The organism is Thalassotalea montiporae (genome assembly GCF_053485855.1).
This window is the reverse complement of the sequence record NZ_JBQRUO010000001.1, coordinates 798809-821993: the sequence shown is the minus strand read 5'-3', so window position 1 is coordinate 821993 and position 23185 is coordinate 798809. Positions and strand designations below refer to the sequence as shown.

17 protein-coding genes are annotated in these 23185 nt (G+C 43.0%); 12 read left to right on the top strand and 5 right to left on the bottom strand.

Annotation, left to right across the window (positions count from 1 at the left end):
• Positions 1–65 precede the first annotated feature (65 nt).
• The 4 genes from ACSLUR_RS03505 to ACSLUR_RS03490 all read left to right on the top strand — a co-directional run bounded on the left by ACSLUR_RS03505 (position 66) and on the right by ACSLUR_RS03490 (position 3526).
• Positions 66–500, top strand: coding sequence for a hypothetical protein (locus ACSLUR_RS03505; RefSeq protein WP_448551843.1), 435 nt, complete (start codon positions 66–68; stop codon positions 498–500).
• A gap of 1 nt (position 501) precedes the next feature.
• Positions 502–2196: a PepSY-associated TM helix domain-containing protein gene (locus ACSLUR_RS03500; RefSeq protein ID WP_448551841.1), complete on the top strand. Its 1695-nt coding sequence runs from the start codon at positions 502–504 to the stop codon at positions 2194–2196.
• A 3-nt stretch (positions 2197–2199) separates the two neighbouring features.
• Entirely contained in the window at positions 2200–2508 is a 309-nt protein-coding gene (locus ACSLUR_RS03495; protein ID WP_448551839.1) for a DUF3325 domain-containing protein, read from the top strand.
• Positions 2509–2680: 172 nt separating this feature from the next.
• Entirely contained in the window at positions 2681–3526 is an 846-nt protein-coding gene (locus ACSLUR_RS03490; protein ID WP_448551837.1) for an enoyl-CoA hydratase/isomerase family protein, read from the top strand.
• Positions 3527–3645: 119 nt separating this feature from the next.
• On the opposite strand, the gene ACSLUR_RS03485 is transcribed toward ACSLUR_RS03490, so the two are convergent.
• The 3 genes from ACSLUR_RS03485 to ACSLUR_RS03475 form a co-directional block, all read right to left on the bottom strand.
• Entirely contained in the window at positions 3646–4188 is a 543-nt protein-coding gene (locus ACSLUR_RS03485; RefSeq protein ID WP_448551835.1) for a nuclear transport factor 2 family protein, read from the bottom strand.
• 318 nt (positions 4189–4506) lie between these two features.
• Positions 4507–5016 carry an acyloxyacyl hydrolase gene (locus ACSLUR_RS03480; protein WP_448551833.1) on the bottom strand — a complete coding sequence of 170 codons (510 nt, stop codon included), beginning with the start codon at positions 5014–5016 and terminating at the stop codon, positions 4507–4509.
• Positions 5017–5241: 225 nt separating this feature from the next.
• Positions 5242–6150, bottom strand: coding sequence for a 2OG-Fe(II) oxygenase family protein (locus ACSLUR_RS03475; protein WP_448552977.1), 909 nt, complete (start codon positions 6148–6150; stop codon positions 5242–5244).
• A gap of 473 nt (positions 6151–6623) precedes the next feature.
• Here ACSLUR_RS03475 and ACSLUR_RS03470 point away from each other — a divergent pair, with 473 nt between their 5' ends.
• Both ACSLUR_RS03470 and ACSLUR_RS03465 read left to right on the top strand, forming a co-directional pair.
• Positions 6624–7418 (top strand): helix-turn-helix transcriptional regulator, encoded by a 795-nt coding sequence (locus tag ACSLUR_RS03470; protein ID WP_448551831.1) that lies wholly within the window; start codon positions 6624–6626, stop codon positions 7416–7418.
• Positions 7419–7722: 304 nt separating this feature from the next.
• Positions 7723–8721, top strand: a complete 999-nt coding sequence (locus ACSLUR_RS03465) for a septation protein IspZ (protein WP_448551829.1) — start codon at positions 7723–7725, stop codon at positions 8719–8721.
• A gap of 134 nt (positions 8722–8855) precedes the next feature.
• On the opposite strand, the gene ACSLUR_RS03460 is transcribed toward ACSLUR_RS03465, so the two are convergent.
• Positions 8856–9749 carry a LysR family transcriptional regulator gene (locus ACSLUR_RS03460; protein WP_448551827.1) on the bottom strand — a complete coding sequence of 298 codons (894 nt, stop codon included), beginning with the start codon at positions 9747–9749 and terminating at the stop codon, positions 8856–8858.
• A gap of 196 nt (positions 9750–9945) precedes the next feature.
• Between ACSLUR_RS03460 and ACSLUR_RS03455 the strand changes: the two genes are divergently transcribed.
• Positions 9946–10935 carry a zinc-dependent alcohol dehydrogenase family protein gene (locus tag ACSLUR_RS03455; RefSeq protein WP_448552975.1) on the top strand — a complete coding sequence of 330 codons (990 nt, stop codon included), beginning with the start codon at positions 9946–9948 and terminating at the stop codon, positions 10933–10935.
• Between the two features lie 138 nt (positions 10936–11073).
• Positions 11074–12468: an MATE family efflux transporter gene (locus tag ACSLUR_RS03450; RefSeq protein WP_448551825.1), complete on the top strand. Its 1395-nt coding sequence runs from the start codon at positions 11074–11076 to the stop codon at positions 12466–12468.
• A 176-nt stretch (positions 12469–12644) separates the two neighbouring features.
• Here ACSLUR_RS03450 and ACSLUR_RS03445 read toward each other — a convergent pair whose 3' ends face one another.
• Entirely contained in the window at positions 12645–17294 is a 4650-nt protein-coding gene (locus ACSLUR_RS03445) for a hypothetical protein (RefSeq protein WP_448551823.1), read from the bottom strand.
• Positions 17295–17913: 619 nt separating this feature from the next.
• Between ACSLUR_RS03445 and ACSLUR_RS03440 the strand changes: the two genes are divergently transcribed.
• The 4 genes from ACSLUR_RS03440 to ACSLUR_RS03425 are packed head-to-tail and all read left to right on the top strand — an operon-like array spanning position 17914 to position 23003.
• A complete protein-coding gene (locus ACSLUR_RS03440) occupies positions 17914–18573 on the top strand; it encodes a hypothetical protein (protein WP_448551821.1) in 660 nt (219 codons plus the stop codon).
• Positions 18574–18599: 26 nt separating this feature from the next.
• A complete protein-coding gene (locus tag ACSLUR_RS03435; protein ID WP_448551819.1) occupies positions 18600–20363 on the top strand; it encodes an OmpA family protein in 1764 nt (587 codons plus the stop codon).
• Between the two features lie 7 nt (positions 20364–20370).
• The gene (locus ACSLUR_RS03430) at positions 20371–20862 is read left to right on the top strand and encodes a Rab family GTPase (protein ID WP_448551817.1); all 492 of its coding nucleotides are present in this window, start codon (positions 20371–20373) and stop codon (positions 20860–20862) included.
• Between the two features lie 5 nt (positions 20863–20867).
• Positions 20868–23003: a putative bifunctional diguanylate cyclase/phosphodiesterase gene (locus tag ACSLUR_RS03425; protein ID WP_448551815.1), complete on the top strand. Its 2136-nt coding sequence runs from the start codon at positions 20868–20870 to the stop codon at positions 23001–23003.
• The last annotated feature ends 182 nt before the right edge of the window (positions 23004–23185 follow it).

Sequence of the window (23185 nt, the reverse complement as noted above, 5' to 3'; positions counted from 1 at the left end):
ACCATAAAGCCAGTGCTCGCCGCTGGCTTTTTTCAGTTTTCAGCTTTCAGTTTTCAGTTTCTACTATGTCAAATACTCTCACTATGACACTTCACTTAGTTGCCGCGACACTTGGCGCATACGCATTGGCCGTTGCCAGCAGTTTGGCGATGGTGCCCTTATTTATCAAGCTGCTTGGCAGTTTGCTCACCGATGCCGTTTACGCTGCGACTATGTGGTCATATGTGGTGTTCTTCGCCGTGTTTATTTGCGCTTTTTCGGTGGGCTCACTCAAGCGTTTATATCTAGGTTTACTGGTTAGCGGCGCACTGAGTTTAGCGATTCATTTTGCTTTTATTGGCGAGTCAGCTAATTCGTCGAGTACTGGATCATCAAACACGGGCTCATCAAACACTGAAAACAAAGCCAAACCAATGGATACACCAACCAAAACAATAGCGCAGTTAACTAACACCAAAGTAATTAGCACCAAAGCAACTAGCGTTACAGCAGGTAAATAAGATGAAAACGACCTTTCGAAAATCAATGATTTGGCTGCACACTTACGTTGGCCTGCTGGCTGGTTGGCTGCTATTTGTTATTTTCCTCACTGGCACGCTTAGCTACTACAATCACGAAATTACCCACTGGCTAAGCAATGGCAAACACTCGCCACATTCACAACAGGTGTTACTCGACAATGCCTTAAGTAAACTTCACGCCGAGGCACCCAGCACCAAACGCTGGCAAATCAGCCTACCCAATGAGCGCGGCAGTGGCTATCGCGTATCCTATCGCGAAGTTAATGCCGAGCCGAATGGCAAAAGAGCCAAACGCGTTTCACGCAACATTGACCCTGTTACGCTGGAATTTACCGATCGCCAACAAATTCAGGGCGGTAACTTTTTTCGCACCTTTCATTACACACTATCGCTCAGGCAATGGGGCGGCCGCTACGTAACAGGTGCTGCCGCAATGGCGATGCTTATTGCACTCTTTACAGGGATTTATACGCATAGACGATTTTTTAAAGACTTTTTCACCATTCGTCGCAACGAGCCGAAAAAATTCACTATCGACTTGCACGCAATGCTTGGCGTAGTCACCATTCCGTTTTGCTTTATCATTTGTGCCAGCGTGATGCTGATTTATATCAGCATGTATCAACCATTTGCCATAGGCCATTATTTCGATAGCTATCGCGCGCTCGACAAGCAGGTTTCTACTAGCCACAAGCCGCTACAGCCAGCTAAACAAATTGCCGATGAGCCAATTGAAATTCAGAGCTATCAATCACAACTGAATGAACTACTCGGCCAGCACTGGAAAACACAGCACACGCTTGAGGGTTTAACTATCAATAACCCAATGGATAACAACGCCCAGCTTGTCTTTGCAAAAGCAAAACATGAGCTGTTATCGAACAAAGCCGAAACTTTCGCATTGACACGCAGTGGTGAGCTACTGCCAGAGATTGAAGCTGAGCGAACACCGCGTATGGTAAGACGTATTTTCTACGGCTTACACGAAGCACACTTTGCGTCGCCTGCACTTAGAGCGACGTTATTTGTCTTGGGGATGATGGCAACTGTGCTCATAGCCACAGGCATGGTGATCTGGCTGCAAAAACGCCAAGCTAATCAAGAAAAGCAAGCTATTCAAGCGAATCAAGTTAAGCAAGCTAAGGCGAGTTATGTCTTCGTGGAAAAAACCAATAGTGGCATGTTCTATGGTTTATCACTTGCTGTTGGTATGTATTTTTTATGCACTAAATTAATACTTGCTGATAGCTTCAAGAGTACTTTTAACTCGTTAGACAGTTTTTCAGGAATTGATACCAACGCTTTTTTTATTACATGGCTAGTTGCTGTTTTACTCTGTTGGCTAAAGGGCATTAAGCAAGGTAAAAAATGCTTACTGATCCTGAATTTCATTGTCTTCTCAACCCTATTGGCGATTGAGTTGGGCTCTTTAAATTTAATAAATGTGTTTTCACTGAGTGGGGAAGCTACCCCAGCCTTTGACCATTCCTTTGACCTAGCCAAAGCTACCATTAACTTTTGGCTGTTGCTGACTTGTGGTTACTTTTTTTCGACACTAAATAAGTCACTAGCCACAGACAAGCTAACCACAGACAAGCTAGCCACAGACAAGCTAGCCAAGCCATCAGTTCCATCATCTAAATCACTTCCACCATTAACAGAGGCAAGGAGATAAAGCATGGCTAATATTTTAAGTGTTATCGCCCTACTCTTCGCCATTGTTTGCCTATCGTTAGCGATGCAAAAGCATTACAAAGCATGCTTTGACGGGCGCTTAAATGAACATAAAGAAAAACGACTTAAAGTGAGTGGTTGGCTGTTAATGATAATTTCAGTAGCACTGGTAGAGCCGAAAGGTATTAGCTATGTGGTTTGGACTTGCCAACTAGCACTGGTTATTTTTTTACAAGCTTGGCTGCTGAGTGTCGTCACTGAGCGAAAAACCGAACGAAAAACTGGCCGAAAACGAGTAAGAAAAGCGAGATAAATAAAAGTAAGCTTTCGCAAAAAACCATTATTAACAAAAATGTAAAACAGATTGCATTATGTAACCAATAATAAATTTTAAATAAACATTCTAGTATAGAAACACAGCTTGATTGGCGATAAGTCAACCAAGCTATGCGTTACTAAAGAACCCACTAACTAGAGAGTTTATTATGAAATATCAAGGTTTTCAGACATTCACTACAGATCAGCAAGATGGCATTTTAACGGTCACTTTTAATTTTGGTACTGTTAACGTGCAAGGCCAAGAAATGCTGGCAGATCTCAACAGCCTCGCTATGCGACTTGAGCGCGATCGCGACACTAAAGTGGTTGTATTCCAATCCGCTAACCCTGAAATTTGGGTTTGTCACTACGATACTGAGCTACTCAAAGATATGTCAGAAGAAGCAGTATCACGAGAAGATGCCCAGCTACTTGACCTGCAATCAGTTTGTGAGCGCATTAGTAAGGTACCACAAGCAACAATTGCCAAGCTTGAAGGCTTCGCCCGTGGTGGCGGTCATGAATTAGCGCTGGCACTAGATATGCGTTTTGCCGCACGCGGTAAATTCAAGTTTATGCAAATGGAAGTGGGGATGGGCATTTTACCTTGTGGTGGCGGTGCTTCACGTATGGCGCGTCAAGCAGGGTTAGGCCGCGCATTAGAAATTATCCTCAGCGCTCGTGACTTTGACGCCGATGAAGCAGAAGCGTACGGCACGATTAACAAAGCCCTAGAGCCAGATGAAATTGGCCCTTACGTTGATAAATTAGCGCAGCGCATTGCTAAATTTCCAGCAGAGTCCATCAATGCGTGTAAACAAATGGTGTATGAATCAATCGACAAGCCGATTAATGAAGCACTAAAAGCGGAAGCTTACTGGCTTTACCAAGCTACCAGTAAAACTCCTGCAATTAAGCGTTTTACCATTGCCGACGAGCAAGGCTTGGAACATGAGATGGAAAATCAGCGCAACTGGGAAGAGTTAGTAATGAAGGTGCAAGATATTAACTAGTTAATATTGCTCAGAGTACGCGCCAAATAATGCTGTGGTATCAACCCAGCACTATTTGGCTAACTGCATTATTTAGCTAATCCAGATTTAACTAGCCCAGATTTTACTAACCTAAACTACTAAAACACACCGTTTTCATTACGAATATTGCCGCCACTGATTAACGAGTAAAATCGCATAAAGCCATCCAACGCTTGAATTGAATCCCAGTGCTCAACAATTCTGCCGTTCTCTAAACGCCATGTATCAATAATATTCATGCCTTTTTGATCGTTACCACGATCTTCTTTTTTCAGCGTGGCATGCGAGTGAAATATCACATAGTCACCATCAACATAGATGTGTTTCACGTCATAGCTATAGTCTGGGTAGTCTTCAACAAATTCTTGTAGAAAGCTGACTAGGCCGGTGACCTTATCTGGCAAGTTGCGGTTGTGCTGTGTGTAAGCACTGTCGTTGTAGCGCTGTAAAACATAATCGAAATTGTGATTGTTCATTAAGTTTTGTACAAAATCCGTGATCACCTCTGCATTCTCAAGTTCTTGCGCTGTCCAATTGGCTTTTTGCAAAGATGCTAAATCAATAATAGGTTGCTTAGCAGCGTTGGCGGTTGCCACATTAGTTAATACAACAAATGCTAGTGATGCTATTACTTTCCACATAAGTTTTTCCTCTTTAGATATTTAAGCTCATTAGTTACTTATGTATACCAACATAAACAAAAGAAACTTAAGAAACAAGAACGCACAAAAACATGCCCTAGTTACCTTTTAGTGCCTATAGGCATTGAATCAACTGAGGAAAAACATATAAATTTTAAAGGCTGAACATTCGAGCAGCCTTATACCAAGAATTTGATTAATAAGAGGTTTGTTAGCTACCAAACGCGATAGATACAAGTTAAAGGAGTTGAGTTGTAACTAAAAAGGCAGATAGTTGCCTATCTGCCTTCTTTAGCAATGAGCGTGAGAGTAATAAACCTAAAAGCTCCACTCATAACTTAGTGCCACATTTTCAGAGCCTGGGTTGATATCGCCAAAGCCCGCATTAGAAATATGACCAAATTCGAACTTAACAGCTTGATCTTCATTAAAGTGATAGCGAGCTATAAAACGGCTATAAAACTCAATATTGTCGCCTAGCGCTTCGGTATGCTTTAAATACCCAGCAGAAAAGCCAAAACCTGCAGTTACATTGGGCATCACTTGCCAATGACGATTAGCGCCAACCGCATAATATTGGTTGCCATCAACATCCGACATAAACATAAATGTTGGTTTTACGTTATATATCGTAGGAAGCGTATGGTAGTCATACTGAACAAAGAACGCTTCGGTTGTCGTAGAGTCGAATATTCCCCAGTTAGACACACCGATACTTACTGTTTGGCCGGTAAACGTATCGGCAAAGCTCAGTGGGCTCATTACAGGGCTGATAATACTCGCTGCAAATAATATTGATGGAAGCGTTAAACGTTTACTATTTTTCATGTATTCACCCTACTCTTACTAAACTACTAATTTAATGAAGCTACTAATTTACTGAAGTTATAAATTACGTCTTTTTGCTGAGTACTACTGTGCCAATATGCTTAAGTGCTTTGCTCAAAACAGCGAGAAATTTACATTGCCGGCAAGGATAATAAGTTAATCATCAAAATACCGTTATTGAGTGTAAACCTTGTGTTAACAATGTTTTTTGAAGCTAAAGCACGATTAAAACGGTGCTAATGTATCTTTGATTACGTTTGGCACTGTCCAGCGTTCTGCTGCTGTTAAGTCTTCAATTGGCATTATATTTCTCGGTATCTGCATACGGTCGCCATACAACCAAAAAACAAGGTTTGAACGCTCGCCAGAGGTAATCGGCTGAGCGGCGTGAGCAACACTGCCACGATGAATCATGGCTGTACCAGGCGCAAACGATAAGCGTTTAATAGCACCCGTTTGACGATCATAGAAATCTACCTCAGAGCCAGTAAATTCCTCACTCGGCAAGTTCATATTGATATTTAGCGTGGCCGCCGACGCATCAGTATGAAGACGCAACGAAGTATCAACTCCGGTTTGGTAATTAATCGAAAAACCAAAGGTTTGGGTGTCGTAGCCGGTAATATCAGGAAATAGCATCCGAGCCACTGGGCGCATGTAGCGATCCATCAAGGTCTGGTAAAACGCTTGAAAACTTGGAGCTGCCAAGTAGCCTTCTGAACGCTTATCCAACATCGCGCCAAAGCGATTAAGTGCGATGCCATAAGGCGGCCTAACAGGAATGCCAGAATCCGCAGCTTTAGCCAGATAATCGCGTAAATCAGCAAGTTTTTCTGGGTTAAAAAATTGCGTGGTGTAAACACCCGGCGCTACTTCTTGCCATAAACTCTTCACTTCTGATTCAGTGATTGGATTTTGCCACGCTTGTTCAACTGCTGCTCGTAGTTTGCTATCAAGTAGCGATTCGGTAAGCGGCTGAAAGGTTGACTCACTTTGTTCCCATTCCTGCCAAGCGCTCGCCAATAATTCGCGGTTATCATCCCAAAATGCCTGCACGGAAGGCGCACGCGCTAGCATGGCATCACGTGATGGCAGTTCTAATGCCCTCGCCTTCGCTAAACTCGACGTAGATATGCTCGACGTAGATAACTTTGTAGAAACTGCTGAGTTATTCATTACTGCCTCCAAATTGACTACCTAAAAGCAAATGGTGTTAAGCACTTTCTGTTAGGTAATTACTGCAACGGCTTCAACATAAGAAAGCCGTAAAAAATAAGTGAAAAATTGATGACGGCAAATTTATTACATTGCAGTTAATGAATAAATAATCAGCATAAGAAGACAGTATTTGTTTTTTGTTAATAATAAATTTTGGCTACTCCAGTGTTAATATCAGCGGCTGATATTAGCGGTTTACTTGGGAGGCTTATTTAAGAGGAAAACAAAAAGAGCAGGCGCTTTTAATAAGTATCAAGGTAATCGCCAACTAATCATTGGTTAACAGCTGAAGCCGCCCGCTCAATTCGCTCATTTTTCCATCAATGTCATATTGATGTCGCATTGATAACACTACCGTGACGTTTTTCCTAGGCGTAAAAAGCGCCAGAATGATATCTTTAACTATCCTTGCAAGGTATCGATTTATGGACATGAAGATAAGCAGTAAATTATTAAAAGAACAAAGAAAAAAGCGTGCCTGGAGTCAAAGTGAATTAGCTGAGTTGACTGGCTTAAGCTTGAGAACCGTGCAACGAATCGAAAAAAGCGGTACCGCTTCGCTTGAATCAGTAAAAGCATTTGCAGCAGTATTTGAATTGACTCCAGAATCGCTTCAAGTAGATGCTAAAACTGATCCAGAAACGTCAGATTTAAATGTAGATAAAGTGTCGCCTAATAAGCCAGTTAAGCAAACTTTATTTAAGGTAAGCGACCAAGCGATTCAACTTGCTCTGATCGTTTTTCTACCAGCTTGTCTCGTTATGCTATTTATGCTTTTTACCAAACTTCCTAACCTTGACTGGGTTCACTCCGTGAGGTTAGCGCTGTTTAGTGAAAACTTGCCAGCAGCTATTACGCTGCTTATTAACCTGACCATAGCTTTATTTCCGCTAGTGATTTTCTGCCTAATGATTGGAATTTGTTGGGACTTATATAAACAGCAAGGCGCCGCTAGCTATATTAAGCAACTGCTTAAACGTTCCTTTTCGCTAAAAGCGGGGAGAGTTAAACTCCAAGAAAAGTTAAAGCGAGCTGTTTATTTGCTTAAAAAACCTGCTCTAATATCTATGCTTCTACTGATATTTTCCTTAACCATCATAGGCTTGACCATGGAGCCTTATCAAAAAGCAAATCTCAAACACTTTATTGCCAAGGTGTTAGCTGCTGACAATAACAACTTATAGTGACCACTTAGCAACCATAGGATTAAAGAGCCGATATATACTGATGTGTTTTTCAATAGCTAATGCGAATACGAGCTATCTACCCGGAGTTAAGCTGAATTGAAAAGGCGAATTCGAACCGTTTTAAGCGAAGAGCACTTCTAGCTTAGAGTCACGAACTCTAATACAAACATATACTGGCTATTCTTAGCTCGCTGTATTGCGTAATGTAAATATCCAGCAGCTGCGACTATGATCATTGAAAATTTTCTGAAAATACGGCATTTTCATTGGCAAAAAGTTAATAACATAGAGATTAAAGTTAATGCGTTTATGGACTTACGAGCGACCTTTTGAATATGGAAGTGACGATTATAAAATTATATTTAGCTTCACTTTATCCACTTACACCTCTCAACTATTTTGCAATAACACCTTAATTGACCAAGTTACTGGCACTTTTGTTGAGGGCTTGCCAGTGATCAAACACAAAGTTGAGCCGCCTGCTAATCAAGATGTTGACGCAAGCAGTGAATCAATCAACAGCAGTTTGACAAAGCCGATCACAGTATCTGTTGGTTATTTCAGCCTTTGGAATGTCGGTATTGAAGTTAGCACTAGCAGTGATAATGAAGACGGTAATGAACTGATCTACACCAGCCATCCCGGCAAAGACATCTACTACGGAGAAAAGAAGGTCGGCAAACTCAATAGCGCTCATGTTTCACCGCAAACGCAAGCGAAGATGGAAATACAACGACAAAAATGGCAACAAAACAAACACTCAATATTTGCCGATATCGGCCTTGGTTTAGCATTTTTTGTTGTTGCAAAAATTACGGGTGACTTAACACTCGCGGCTCTGACCGGGGTAACCTTGGGGCTAGCACTGGTCGTTACCCAACGTTTTGTTAAAGTAGACCTGCTCGGTGGTTTTGCAGTTTTTGGCACTGTTATGCTAATGATCTCAGGTATTTTTTCGCTGGTGTTTCAAAGTGAGTATCTGGTGCAACTTAAGGGGACATTTATGGGGATAATAAGTGCTTCAGTACTGTTAATTGATGGCTTATTTAGAAAAGGTAGTTACTTTGGCGCGCGCTTTGAGCGTTATCTTAACTCTCCTATTGAGCACCAATTTTTTGTGATTGGTCTGGCGGTGATAGGCGCCATAATGGCGGGGGTAAATTACCTAGTCGCTAACTATATGAGTGAAGGATCTTGGCTTAACTACGACACATTTTTAGAAACGCCTTTGTATTTTTTACTGTTTTTTACCTTAGTTTGGCGGGCAGGTATGAAACATCAAACGGCAAATTCGATATAGCTAGAAAAAGGAGCTTTCGATATAAGCTAGGGAATAGGAGCTAAACTCAGTAAAGAGAGTTAAGCTCCTAAACTAGCTAGTCATAGGATTTCCCAGCTATTTTTCTTGGCTACTCTCCCAGCTATTTTTTCCAGCTATTTTTCCCAATACGGCACTTCACCATAATACTCAATAAAGAAGTCGATAAAGGCGCGCACCTTCGGTGCCAGTAATCGTGAGCTTGGATAAACAGCCCAAATCGCCGTATCTGTTGTTAATGGATAGTCTTTTAATACTTGCACTAGCTCACCTTTGGCTAGCGCTTTGTAGGCACACCAAATCGAGGTAATAGTAAGCCCCGCACCATCAATACAGGCGTCGCGAATCGACTCACCGTTATCAATGCGAATGGCTCCCTTTACTTTAATTTTTTCAATGCCATTGGGGGTTTGAAAATCCCAGTGGTCAATACCAATTAGGTTAATACACTCGTGATTAAGTAAATCGACAGGCGTGCTCGGTTCACCATATTTTTCAATATAGTCAGGAGAGGCGCAAATAATGCGTCTATCTGCGGCAAGCTTTCTGGCAACTAAGGTTGAATCATTTAAGGCGGCATTGCGAATGGCAATATCAAAGCCCCCTTCCACCATATCAACTATGCTATCACTTTGCCTAAGATCCACTTTAAGCTCAGGGTGCGCTGTTACAAATTCTTTTAACGCTGGCACGATATGCATACGCCCAAACGATGATGGCGCGGTAACACGAATAGTTCCTTGTGGGGTAAAGCTGCCAGCACCAACCGATGCCTTAGCACTATCAACCGCGTTAAGCACTTCTTCCGCATGGGGTAGGAACTCGCGCCCTTCCTCAGTTAACGAGACTTTGCGGGTCGTGCGGTGAATTAACTTCACCCCAAGTGACTCTTCCAACTTATTAATATGCATACTGGCCACAGGAGGCGACAGGTTCAGTTCGCTGCCAGCTTTACTAATATTGTGCAATGCGGCAACACGGACAAAGAGTCTAAGGTGGTCGTTATTCATAATGAATCACTCGCTATCAACACCAATTATTAAATAAATCTTAAAACAGATTGCATAGCAGAGTCTATTATCAAGATTTAATTCTGCAAATATACTTTCCTCACTTAATCGAAACAGCCATACCGCGGCTGACAATGTTCACAACAGAAGCACTGATTAGAGGCAATACAAAATGACAACACAAATGAAGGCTCAAATGAAAGGAATGGTAATTAACGAATTTGGCGGTAGTGATGTATTTACAGCGACTGAACTCGCAAAACCTGAAGCAACCGCTGGCCACGTTGTGGTAAAGGTTAAAGCAACCAGCGTTAATACCGTTGACACTATGATTCGCCAAATGGGTGAAGATTTAGCGCCATTGTCGCCGGCACTACCCGGTGTATTAGGGATGGATTTTGCGGGTGTTATCGACTCTGTTGGTGAAGGTGTAACAGGCTTTGCTGTCGGTGATGAAGTGTACGGTTGTGCTGGCGGTTTAGCCGATCTACAAGGTGCATTAGCTGAATTTATGCTAGCTGACGCCAAGCTTATCGCACACAAGCCAAAATCACTCTCAATGCGCGAAGCGGCGGCAATTCCACTGGTTGGCATTACCGCTTATGAAGGTTTAGTTCGCGCTGGAGTTAACCAAGGTCAAAAAGTATTAGTGCATGGCGGCGCAGGTGGTGTTGGTCATATTGCTGTACAGCTTGCTAACTATTTTGGTGGCGATGTCTATGCAACGGGCGGTGAACAATCGCAACAAGCGCTCATCGAAAACCTAGGCGCAACAGCCATTAACTATAAAACTGAAAGCGTTGCTGACTATGTTAGCAAATACACCAACGGCGCAGGTTTTGATGCCGTGTTCGATTCAGTCGGTGCAGGCAATCTGATTAACTCGTTTGAAGCAGCAGCATTAAATGCCAATGTTGCCACTACCGTTTCTATGGTTGAGTTAGACCTTACCTTAGCTCACTTTAAAGGCTTATCACTGCATGTGGTCTTTATGTTAATTCCGATGCTACACAACCATAAACGTGAAGAGCACGGTGAGATTTTAGCGAAATTGGCTGAAATTGCTGATGAAGGCAAACTAACACCGATTGTAGATAAAGAAGAATTTACCCTTGAACAAGTCGGCAAAGCCCACGATCGCTTAGCCAGTGGTCAAGCAATTGGTAAAGTGGTTGTTACTGTCTAACTTATGGCTAAACGTATGGTTAAACGCAAATAAGCGCTAATAAACCAACACACAAAGAGCGCCCATTAGCGGCTCTCTTTCTCCCTTTTTCACTCAATATTTGAATCGGTATTACACCTTTTATGTACTAAGGTGCCCATGACTTTATTTCCCATATCACAGCCCTCTGCTCAATTTAACGCCTTGCTGCAACAAACACTGCCTATGCTACTGGGTTTGCTTGCAATTATGGGTAATCAATTAATTGATAATGCATTTATTGGTCAACTAGGTGAACAGCCATTAGCTGTGGTGGGTTATTCATTGCCTGTTTATCAACTCATTATTGGTATACAGGTAGGGATAGGGATTGCGACAACAGCATGTGCATCTGCGGCATTAGGCGCAGGTAAAACTAAGTATGCACGCCAGTTAGGTGCCATTGTGTTGGGGCTAGGCAGTGTACTGGTTACCATCGTATGTGCCCTACTTTGGTACTATCAAGAAGCTATTGCCAGCATACTTGGTGCTGATAGCTCCCTTTATCCACTGCTACGCAGCTACTGGTTACCTTGGTTATTGAGTTGCTGGCTTGGCGCGTTATTGCATTTAGGCTACTGCATTTGCCGTTCTTTTGGCCAAGCACTTATTCCCGGAAAAGTGATGGTGCTTAGCAGCGTTATCAACTTAATACTCGACCCTGTACTTATCTTCTATTTTGATCTGAATTTAGCAGGCGCAGCTTGGGCAACCTGTATCGCGTTTGGCATCGGCCTTATCGTGATTTTTAGAAGTATAATTGCCAGCTATTTCCTAATGTTGCCGGTTAATACTCAAGTAGTTCGAAAAGGGGTAAGAGCGATCACGCAAACAACACTGCCCGCGATGCTTAGCCAGTTTTTACCACCACTATCAGCAATGTTTGTCACTATGATTATTGCTAGCTATGGTAATTCAGCAATCGGTGCTTGGGGGTTAGCGAATCGCTTAGAGTATATTCTGATTATTCTGGTCTTAGCGCTAACCATGGCACTGCCGCAAATGCTCGGTCGATTAAAAGGTGAGAAGAACTATCTCGAAATCCAATCACTGGTTAACACCGCACTGCTCTTTGTTGTATCTGTGCAATGTGTATTTGCGTTGCTGATTTGGCTCAGCGCAGATCTATTTGTGCAACTACTCACCCATGAGCAAGGGGTACAAGCTATTGTTAAACAATACCTAATGATGGTGCCAATTAGCTACGGTTCGCTCGGTGTTTGCATGATCAGTATTTCAGTGTGCAATGCCATTGGTCTGCCACGAACTGGCTTACTGATTTCAATTGTTCGACTATTTATTTGCTACCTACCGTTTGTATGGCTGGGTGCAGAGCTTTACGGCTTAACCGGCGTATTTATCGGCGCTTGCATAGGTAACCTTATCTGCGGAATCGTGGCATGGCAAGTATTGAGCAAATACCTGAATAAACTTAGCACTAATAGCGCAGAAGTGGCTTTGCCAGTCGAGCAATCAGCTAAACCAATAGCACAGGCAAACGCACATAGCCGATAGCCGATAGCCGATAGCATTGCCGCTGGCTGTACAAAGTTTGTGAGACTTAAGATTACGTCACTTATCACTAGCACAAATGAACTCGCTAAATTGAGCTAGCTAAAAATAGCAATAAGTGACGTATTCGGGGCTTAAAATTAAACTCGCTTAACAATAGCCGTCGCTTTTAACGAGAATTAGTTACTGTTACCTCCATCACCATTACTAGCGCCGCTATTGCCATCACCGTCGGTATTATTTTCACTGCCCTCATTCTTCTCGCATTTGGTTACTTTAATAGATTCGCTTTCACCATCAGCTTTAGTTTTCTTATATTCAACGTCTTTGTTGCCTTTATTTAAGCCGGTTTCCACCACTTTCTTAGCAATTTTATCGGCGGCCGATTCCTTGCCTTCATCTTTACTTTGGGTCACATTTTTCGCTGCTGCATTAAAGGATTTAAGCACTTCTTTAATTTGCTCAGTGGCATCGGCATCGTTTAAATAGCCTTCTTTATGCAGCTTTTTGATCTGATCTATTTGTTTGGCGCCGTCACGTTTTTGATTCGCCATCACTGACAAGCTGGCAAAGTCTTTCGAAATAGAAGCCATATCGGTAGCCTGTTTTGCTGTTGTATTGAGTGCACCCAACGCATTTTTCTGGGTGCCTTCAAGACCAGTAATATCGCTGAACACATCCCCTTGGCCGAGCAGTTTGTAGGCATCAGCTAAACTGGTTGGCGCAGGTGCTGCGGCAGCAGTTTGAATATTGATCAGGTTTTCTGGCAAGTCTTTCGGTTGCAAGTTACCCGGCTCAGAACGGCGGCTACCCGTATCAAGCGCACCAATTTCAGGTGCATCACCACAGCATGGCACTTCGTCAAAGCGCCAATGACGGCTTTCATCGATAGTTTCACAACTATTGCATTGCCCCATCACTGATTCAGCGTAAACACCTTTGGTTGGTAGGCTAATACGGTATGGGTCGATAGGTGTGGTGGGTTGATAATAAGCCAGTAGATCTTGAACACCACGGAATACTGGATCGAGCCTTTCACCCGGGATCACTTTCAGCACTAAGTTATTACCGACAATGCCCATCACTTTATTTTCAACCACACTGGCGACACTGCGACCACTGCTATTTGGTGCGAGGTAACCATCAAGCAAGCCAAATAGGCGACTGGCATCGATATTGCTCCAAATCACCTTATGCGCTAGTTCCATATGTTCATTTAAAAACTGGACTAAGGCACTGGCGGCATCTTGATCTTCTTTGCGTGGATTCGACAATTCGCGATTATTAAGCGGCGTATAAAGCTGCGCGGCATCTGAGGTTGGCCCCATATTAAGCAGTTCAGCAATATAAGGCGGCACAAATGGCCCAAGCGGCCCTTGGTTATACAAAATATCATTATTAATGCGGTTATTACGGGTGATGTAATCACGCATATATTTAGTTTGATAACCCAAATGCATAGAGCGCAGAATGATTTTTGATGTTGATTTGACTGACGTACTGGCCGCCACCACCAAATGCTGAATTTGCCGACGCGTCACTGTGCCGGTACCAGCGCTAGCAAAGCCGATGCGCAATGGTACGCCTTTGCGATAGGTCGACAGTAAGGTTAAATCAACATTGAGCAATTGCAGGGTGCCAACCTCGCTCACCGCATAAACCGACAGGGTATCGACAAACTGACGAACAATATCAGGCACGTATTGCTCTTCAAAAATCGCATCTTTTTCTTGATCGGTCAGTGGTACTGGGCGCTCTAAACTGATGGTCATTTTCTTGTTAAACCAAGGGAAATCTATGGTTAGATCGTATTCTTCCATTTTTAGCGCAGTATCGATGGCTGGAGTAAACGGCCGTGCTAGCTCAAACGACATGGTCATATAGCCAGAAAACGCCTGAATCACTTCGTCGGCATGGCTGCCTGCTGGCAAGTCGGCATTAACATAGTTAGTTTCAATGCGCTCGATGGCGTCAAACCCTTTTAACAATTTTCGACCGTACATAAAGCGCTGTAAGGTATGTCGCCAGCGCAGCACTTTTTGATGGTCAAAATGGCTCATGGGCATAGGCACGAATAGACATTCCTGAACATCCACCAAGTTCTGCTCAACTGCATAATGTTTTAGTACTTCGAAATACTCCACGGTCATGGCATGACAATGATTATTGTTTTTCACGACCTCAGTTTGCGCCCGCACATCTTCTTGCTGGCCAACCGTTTGGACGACAGTATTACGCTGACTTCTCAGGCTTGACGCCGATTGTGAGGTGCTATCTTGTAAGCGATTTAGCGCGCTGGAGGCTAAATTTCGCGATGATGACTGCGAGGCACTTGAACTGGAATTTGCGCCAGAATGGGCCACGCCACCGGCAACACCAAAAACAATGCCTTTGAAAAAGCCACCGATACCACCGCCAATGCCACCGGAGCTAGATTTAGTGCGGTTAGACGATGATGCCTGCATATTTTCATTGAGGTTAGCGCTCATAATTTCAGTAATATCACGGTCACGCTCAATATTGGCGGTTAAGCTTTCAGTCGCAACCGTCGACTCATCACGTCGCGCCTGCTCCGTTCTGTCCCAATCTAAAATAGAAATGCGTTTTTCCTGACATGGCGCCAGTGGCAAGCTATAAAGTAAATCCCCCAGTGAATAGCCATCCGCTTTCCATTGCTGTTTAAAGTGCAGAATATGGCCATGGGCGATGGTGGTATTTTCATAAATGGTGGGTGTTTCATCCCAGTCAATGCTGGTTTCCACCGTCAACTCCTGACGCCCCGGATGATTGCGAATATAGGCGCGCTCTAACGCCAATACATAACGCTGGCTGGTTTGAATTTCACGCAGCAAATGGGTTAACGTTGATTTAATTTCTTCGTAGTTTTCATAAAAATAGCGATCGATAAGCTCCATGCCAAAGCTAACGCCAGAATTGTAGAAATGGTAATACTCATCAAGTAAGCGGACAAAGCCCGCAATACTATCAACAAATACTTGGTAATATTCTTTAATCTCAAGAATTTCAGGCAGTGATAAAATGCGTGTATTCGCTAATAAATTACGAATTTCTTGATACTTTTGCATTAGGCAAATAATGCCCATGGTTTCTCGCACTGGCTTTATTGGGCAAGGTTCGAACGGCAGGTTTTGATTACTGAGGTTATTGGCTAATTCAACCGCCATTCGGCGCAAGTTTGCTAGCAAAATTTCTTTACTGTCTGAATCTGTGGCTTGCTTTTCAACCAGTACAATTACTTTGTCTAACTGGGCAGCAACTTGTTTGATTTGCTTGCTATCCACTTGATTGCCATTGGCAAGCGCTTCAATATCTACCAGCACTTTATGCAGGTGCCTCATGGTGTCGCCATCAAGTCTGACTTGCTGCACATTTTTCACAAGCTCTGCCAGTAGGGCATTTATTTTGTCACTTTCAATCGCATTGTGGGCAGCTAACTTTTCACAAAACGATTGCTCTTCCTGTACCCCATTTTTACCGCAATAGGCGGCCGCCAGCTTCATTTCCAGCTCTTTGAGTTTTTGCTTTCGTTTGTTCTGCGCAATGATCAGCTGAATAATATCTTGATAGTCAAAGCGCATATCTGGCGCGGTAATATCTAAACTGTTTAACACCAGCGGCGCGCGTTGGCCAATATCTAAATTAAGCACATAATTACGGCGTGTATAGGCTGGAATTTTCGAAACCCGCTGCGCCATTTGGTTAGCAACTTCTGCCGAAATACCGTGGCCTTTAGTATCGCCTTCAACCTTTACTCCACCGTCATCATTAATTGGCTGAGCAGGTTTAGCCGCGCCGCTATCTTCTTGCACGGCAAAGTTAAGCAATGACATTGAGCTAAATGAAGATTTAAGCTTTGCAACGACACCAAAGGCGAGATCTGAATGAAGTTCTAACTGCTTTCTAACCTTATCGGTTTCACTGGCGGTAATGGTCAAACCGCGAATTTCTGGCTCTGTGGTTCGCACCGTTTGGTAAAAACTAAACTCTTCCAGCGTACGATTAGGCACAGTAAAGTCGATACACTTGCCACCCACATCTTGTGAAAATGCACTGGAATTAACCAGATCGGCATTATCTGGCTGACTTTCCACTTCCGTATCACAGCCGCAGCCTTTTTCATCGTCTAAAGCCGAAAGGTCGGTAACTAAAATAATATTGGCAGGGATGCGATTCTCATCAAGTGGAATAACTATCGGCTCTTGTTCCATACCAGCAATCATCCCGTAGGCACTGCTTGCTACTTGATTGGCAACGGAGCAATAAAAATAGCCGCTTTTATCGGTTTTCGCGGCGGCGATAGCATTGAAAGACTCCATGCTAAACGCTGTTTCACTGCCTTGTGAGGTAAAAATCAGCACTTGCAAACCAACATTTTTGCCAGCACCCGAAACATCAACCACTCGCCCTTTGACTTTGATAACTTGCTCAGCAACAGGCGCAATATCACCGACTGAAACGAGCTTAGGATTCACTTTAATTTCAAATGGCTGGCTAATGTCAGCCGAGGTCATATTGATATTAGCGGCGTTTAAGCTGCCATGGCTCACATAAAGCTTGGCGAGTAACTCGCCATTGGGGGCGTAAACTTCAAGGGTGACGGCTTCATCAACCACGAGGTTTGCTGGCGGAACAAAAAACCGAAACTCACCAATTGCACTAACATCAACCCTGTCTTTGCTAAATACCGCTTGCCCGGCAATTTCACGGCTATAAGAAACTTTGACAAAGTGCCCTTGGTAGCCTGAAGCCAAGTCACTATCGGTTGAACTTAAAGGGATTAATTGACCGTTAACACTTAACATATCCATAACACGTCCTTTTCATCAATGAAGATAGAAAACTAACGATTGAAAATCTGACAATAAAAATCGACGTTACCCAGCACTCTTGCTGGATTCTTTATGGATAGAAAAACTCTGAATGGGCTGCCTTACGTCACTAACTGATACTCGTAACTAATACCTGTAATATTTGGCAGACGCTCCCCAACAACTTCAAACAACGAAACGACTCCGTCCAATACTGCTGTTTTAGAAACTGGGTAACTTGCAGCAAACTTATTTGCTCAGCTTTAGTGTAGGTGCTGTATGGCCTAGGCTCAATGTGGCACCAGTAATTACCGCAGGTGTTTAACCTTACTCCTTGATTTTTCACCAGTTAAAAAGTACTTCCCTGTTCAAGTTGCCTAGTGTCACCATTTAGCTACAGAAACCTTACTTAAATTATGGATAAATTTACCTTATTTGAAGGCCAACGCCCCCCCGAATCTGCAATTTAGGTCTACACTTAAAAAACACTGATATATCTTTTAGTTAATTACCACTCAGTTAAGACTTCATCAGAAAAGTTGATGGTAAAAATGAGTTAATCAGTTCAGTTTTTAGATAAATAATTTCAAGGATTGCGCTTAAGTAAACGGAGGTAACGATGGCAAAGCAAACCCATGATGTGAACGGCCAACAAAAATCACCTGAAATCGCTAATCAATTGGGCCAACTAGGCCAACTTAGAGACATTTTATTTGGTGAAGATAAACGTGAATTTGAAGCACATTTTTCAAATATAGAACAATCACTTTCAAACCAAATAGAACAATTGACCCTGTACGTGAATCAAGAGCTTAAAACTCTGCGCGAAGAAACAGAGAAGCAGATTCAATTACTTAATGATCAGCTACTTGATAGCGACCATGCGCATAACGAACGCCAAGATCACATTCAAGCTTTTGTCGATACTACCGCAGATCGATTGTCTAATTTTGAGCAACAAACTCAGCAAACAAGCGAGAAAATCAAACAAAATGCGGCCAATGCCACTCATCAGCTCAATGAGCAGTTATCTCAAGAAATTGCCCAATTAGCAGAGCAGTTTAATGACAAGTTAATGTCCATAACAAGCCAACTTGCCCATGATAAAGCTGATCGCTCTGTACTTGCCAACATACTCAACGCAGCAGCTTCACAGCTCAATGCCTTAGATAGTGTGCCAATGGCAAACGAAAACCCGAACGAAGCTATGCCTAAAAATAAGCCTAAAACTAAGCCTAAAACTAACCCTACAGCGAGTGCTAAAGGGAAAGACAGTTAACGAAAATCGAGCAGGACTTTCTCGCCATGGAAGATAAGCGAACAAGCGAAAACGATATTCATAGCGTGCAAAGCCTACTATTTGGTGAGCACAACGAACACATTACTGCGGCAGTTCGCAAAGAAGCGCGCGCAATCGTTACAGAAGTTATCACAGAAGCCTTGGATGACAGGCAAAAGATTGATGCGAGTTTGGTAACTACCATTGCCCCTTTGATGGAAAAGGCGATCAGCAAGAGCATCGAAAGTAACAAGGCGAGCATTATTGATTCTCTCTACCCCGTTTTAGGCGGGCTGGTTCGAAAATCTGTCGCGGTATTTTTTAATAGCTTTCTCGCCAAACTCAATTACTTGATTGAACATAGCTTAACCATCAAAGGGTTACGGTGGCGAATTGAGGCATGGCGACAAGGTGTTGAGTTTAGTGATTATGTACTAAAGCAATCACTCGTTTATCGCGTGGAAAGCGTTATGCTGATCCATCGACCAAGCGGCACTTTGTTATGTGATGCCCAAGTCGAGAATAGTCAGTATAATGATCCAGTATTGATGTCGGCCATGCTTAGTGCCATCAATGACTTTATGGCAGATTCATTCAACAGCCAGCAAGATGTGGTGCTGGAGTCTATCGCCGCTGAAAATATCACACTCATTATCACCTGTACGCCACATGCAATATTAGCAGGAGCAATCTCTGGTACCGTACCAAAAGAACTAACTTACTTGCTCCAACAAACCTTAGAGGCTATTCACGGTACTTTTACCAATGAACTCGCTAGTTTTAAAGGTGATACATCTACGCTTGAACAGGTAAAACCCGAGCTTGAATCTTGCCTTATTGCTGAATTACAGCCTAAACAAGCCTCAAGTAAAGCTCATTGGCTAGTGGTTATCTTGCTCATCACAACCACTCTAGTTTTCGGTAATAAAGCATTTAATACTTGGCAACAATCTACCCTTGTTACAGCTATCGAAGCACTACCTGTACCTCCGGGTGTTGTAATTCAACAGCTTGAGTGGCACGAAGATAAGTTATATATCAATTACTTGCGAGATCCTGCCGCGGTTAAGCTTTCAGATTGGTTAAGCAGCCACCTAGCCAGCCAAAATCCGCTCAGTGAAAGGCTACTTAGCAAGCAGTACAATCCCTCGCAATTGATGTTAATTGAAACCCCCTTTATTTCATTAGCACCAGAGCTAATCAATCAAAAGGTTGCTCATCTATTAGCTGATACCCAACTAACCTACGTTATGGAAAATCAAAACCTAAAACTCAACGGCACTGTTGATAGGTTTACCTTTGCCAATGTGATGGAGAGGTTAAAGCTACTTCCAGGGTTATCGAATATTGATACAAATGACGTGTTGATTACTGGTAACGCCTTATCAAACGAGGAAAAGCAGCGATTAATGCTTGATAATATGCTCGCTAATTTAGCGCTTTCACCTATCGATTTTGCTACCAAGTCGGCAGAATTAACGGCGGAGATGCAGCTGGTGTTAACCGAGCTGGCAAAACAACTCACAAGCATTAACACATTGAGTAACTCACTTGGCGTTAAACTGGGCATTATCCTTACGGGTTACAGCGACAGCACTGGCAGTAAAGCGCTTAATCTTGAGCTTAGCCAGCAGCGCGCAAACAATGTTAAAGCCGCCCTGATTTTGCGAAATGTTCCCAACGACCTTTTATTTGCCGTTGGCGTTGGCGAGTTACCACTAACGCAAATATCCAGTGCCAGCAGAAAAGTGCTAGTTTCAAGTATCACCTTGGCAAGCGGTGAGGAGTGAAGTATTTATGTATTGTCAAAAAGTCTGCTTAATTGGCGCTTCTGCTGTAGGAAAAACCAGCCTAGTTAGACACTTTGTTGATGGCATTTTTGCCGATAAATACCTAACGACCATTGGTGTAAAAATTGACAAACATCAAGTGGTGACCAAGCAAGGTGAAGTGCAGTTATTGATTTGGGATATTGAAGGCACTGACAGGTTCTGTGGTTTTAATACCCGCTATTTAAATGGGGCAAACGCTTATATTGTGGTGCTCGATCAAAGCAGGCCTAAGTCGGCAGTTGATGCCCTTACCTTATTATCAATGGCTAAAGACTACTCTGATGCACCTGCTTATCTCGCCATCAATAAATCCGATTTAAACGGCCAACTATCACAAGATTTACACGCACAACTACAGAGCGCAGGCTTTGCTCAAGTCATCAACACGAGTGCCAAAACAGGTGAAAATGTAGAACAACTGTTTCGCTCAATTGCCGAACAAGAAGTAGTAAGGTAAAGCCGATGGAGCATGACTTAAAACAAGCCCTGACAGCCCTCAATTGCGCTGTTTTCAAATATTTGGGCAGTGGACAGTTTGCAAAAGTATTCAACGATCTGCCTTGGATTGCCGCGCTACTACCGAATTTGCCAGCAAGTTCAACGTCACTGCATATGCTTGGCAACTCGCTTTTTCTTGACGACTTTATTCGCGACGCTAAATCCTTTTGGCACCAACAACAGGAAGCTCAATTAAATTCCGGCATATGGACTGAGCCTCAAGCCGATGGCCAAGCCAAGCACTATGAAGCCCAAGCGATCAACTGTGATGCTGGCCAATACTTAATCATTAAGAACCTTGCATCAGAATTTGATGAAAAACAGAAAACCCTGCAACTAGCGCGTGAACTTGTGCTTGCCAACGAGAATATTGTTGCTAACCACCAATACGCTCAAGAGCGGCTAGCTGCGCTAGTGGCAGCGCCTGAAAGTGCCCCGCAACTCATTCAATCTGTGTCTAAAGTCGTGCAAATGATCAATACCGCGATTCTTATTTGTGACAGCGATATGAAGTGCCTAATGGACAACCCGGCAACAAGACAGTTATTTAACCCTGATAGCTTAACGCAGGGTGAAACGGCGATAAGCACCTTGCTCACACTCATTGAAAAGCAATACCCTGAGTTCCAATTTAGTCAGCTAAAACAGCAAGCTTGGCAAGGCGAACTGTGCTGGATGAGACCCCCATTTACCATGAAATGGCTAATGGTATCGGCGATTCCTGCCAGTGAAGGCAACTCATCCGCGTGCCAATGGATATTTATTATCAGTGACATTACCCAACTTAAACACCTGCAAGAGCAAAACGAGAAGCTTACGCTAATTGACCATCTGACCGAGCTACCTAACCGCCAATTTTTCTGGAACGCCTTAGATACAGCGATTGCTCGTAACTATTCATGTTATGTGCTGTTTATTGATATTGAACACTTTCGAGTCGTTAACGATGAGTTAGGGCATCGTATTGGTGATGAAGTGCTGTTGTTTATTGCAGAGCAATTACGCTCATCAATTAAAAATAGTGATATCGTTGCCCGTATTGGCGGCGATGAATTTGGCATTCTACTTTATGATATTGAGAGTGATGATGATTGCGAGCAAATATTATCTCGCTTAATTCGCTCAACCCTACATTTACCCAGTCATATTCACGAAAAAATTAACCAAGTCAGCTTAACCTTAAAAATTGGCGCTGCCGCATACCCACGTGATGGTCAATCGGTTGAACGGCTGATCAAATGCGCCAATATCGCCACGAACCACACCAAGCAAACCAAAGGGTTAGCCTATAGCTTTTACAATGCTGAAATGGAGCTTGATATGCAGCGCATGTTAACGCTCAAAAAGGAAATTGATTTAGCGTTAGAGCACAACCAATTTGAGCTGTACTTTCAGCCAATTTATGCCATGCCAGCGAAAACCATCACTAAGGCGGAAGTGCTCATTCGCTGGCATCATCCTGAATTAGGTTTGGTGAGCCCTGCCAGTTTTATTCCGCTAGCAGAAGAAAGCGGCTTAATAATTCATTTAGGCAAGTGGATTTTCGAGCAAGCATGCCAAGCACTGAGTGAATTGCACCATCAAGGTCATCAAATGACGCTAGCAGTAAATTTATCGCCACGTCAGTTTAGTGACCGCAACTTAGCCACCTTTATTGAAGAAACCATTGCCGCATTTAACATTGCGCCAGAAAACATAGAACTTGAAGTGACAGAAGGCTTGTTAATTTATAATTTCGACAGTGTGTTAGCGCAGTTAACACAACTAAGAAAAATCGGTGTGAAACTCTCGGTCGACGATTTCGGCACGGGTTACAGCTCTCTTAGCTACCTTAAGCGCTTGCCGATCAATACCCTAAAAGTTGATCGCTCTTTTGTTATCGATTTAGCGACAGATCAAAGTGATAAAGCAATTGTGTCTGCGGTTATTTCAATGGCACACGAGCTCAACCTAGCCGTGGTAGCAGAAGGCGTAGAGCAAGAAAGCCAGTTACAGTTTTTGCTTGCTCATCATTGCGACTTTATTCAAGGCTTTTTATTTTGCCAACCTCTTCCTTTTGACAAACTTTGTCAGCAGCTAGCTAGGCCTATAACCACTTGATACTAAAATGGTTGATAGTAGAACTAAGTGCTGTATCGAATCACCCTATGGTTTGATGTATTAGCCCCTGTCAGAACTTCTCTAGCTAAACTACTTGAACTCATTCATCACTTTTCAGACCACTATCGACCTCAAACTGGTTAAATACTATACTAAAAAGACTAAGTTCATTAAGAGGTGGC

Bases quoted from the DNA above. Each gene is read 5' to 3' on its own strand.
- ACSLUR_RS03430 (WP_448551817.1), top strand. From the start codon at position 20,371: ATGTATTGTCAAAAAGTCTGCTTAATTGGCGCTTCTGCTGTAGGAAAA.
- ACSLUR_RS03455 (WP_448552975.1), top strand. From the start codon at position 9,946: ATGAAAGGAATGGTAATTAACGAATTTGGCGGTAGTGATGTATTTACA.
- ACSLUR_RS03495 (WP_448551839.1), top strand. From the start codon at position 2,200: ATGGCTAATATTTTAAGTGTTATCGCCCTACTCTTCGCCATTGTTTGC.
- ACSLUR_RS03465 (WP_448551829.1), top strand. From the start codon at position 7,723: ATGCGTTTATGGACTTACGAGCGACCTTTTGAATATGGAAGTGACGAT.
- ACSLUR_RS03480 (WP_448551833.1), bottom strand. From the start codon at position 5,016: ATGAAAAATAGTAAACGTTTAACGCTTCCATCAATATTATTTGCAGCG.
- ACSLUR_RS03440 (WP_448551821.1), top strand. From the start codon at position 17,914: ATGGCAAAGCAAACCCATGATGTGAACGGCCAACAAAAATCACCTGAA.
- ACSLUR_RS03505 (WP_448551843.1), top strand. From the start codon at position 66: ATGTCAAATACTCTCACTATGACACTTCACTTAGTTGCCGCGACACTT.
- ACSLUR_RS03460 (WP_448551827.1), bottom strand. From the start codon at position 9,749: ATGAATAACGACCACCTTAGACTCTTTGTCCGTGTTGCCGCATTGCAC.
- ACSLUR_RS03450 (WP_448551825.1), top strand. From the start codon at position 11,074: ATGACTTTATTTCCCATATCACAGCCCTCTGCTCAATTTAACGCCTTG.
- ACSLUR_RS03445 (WP_448551823.1), bottom strand. From the start codon at position 17,294: ATGGATATGTTAAGTGTTAACGGTCAATTAATCCCTTTAAGTTCAACC.
- ACSLUR_RS03490 (WP_448551837.1), top strand. From the start codon at position 2,681: ATGAAATATCAAGGTTTTCAGACATTCACTACAGATCAGCAAGATGGC.
- ACSLUR_RS03470 (WP_448551831.1), top strand. From the start codon at position 6,624: ATGATATCTTTAACTATCCTTGCAAGGTATCGATTTATGGACATGAAG.
- ACSLUR_RS03485 (WP_448551835.1), bottom strand. From the start codon at position 4,188: ATGTGGAAAGTAATAGCATCACTAGCATTTGTTGTATTAACTAATGTG.
- ACSLUR_RS03500 (WP_448551841.1), top strand. From the start codon at position 502: ATGAAAACGACCTTTCGAAAATCAATGATTTGGCTGCACACTTACGTT.
- ACSLUR_RS03425 (WP_448551815.1), top strand. From the start codon at position 20,868: ATGGAGCATGACTTAAAACAAGCCCTGACAGCCCTCAATTGCGCTGTT.
- ACSLUR_RS03435 (WP_448551819.1), top strand. From the start codon at position 18,600: ATGGAAGATAAGCGAACAAGCGAAAACGATATTCATAGCGTGCAAAGC.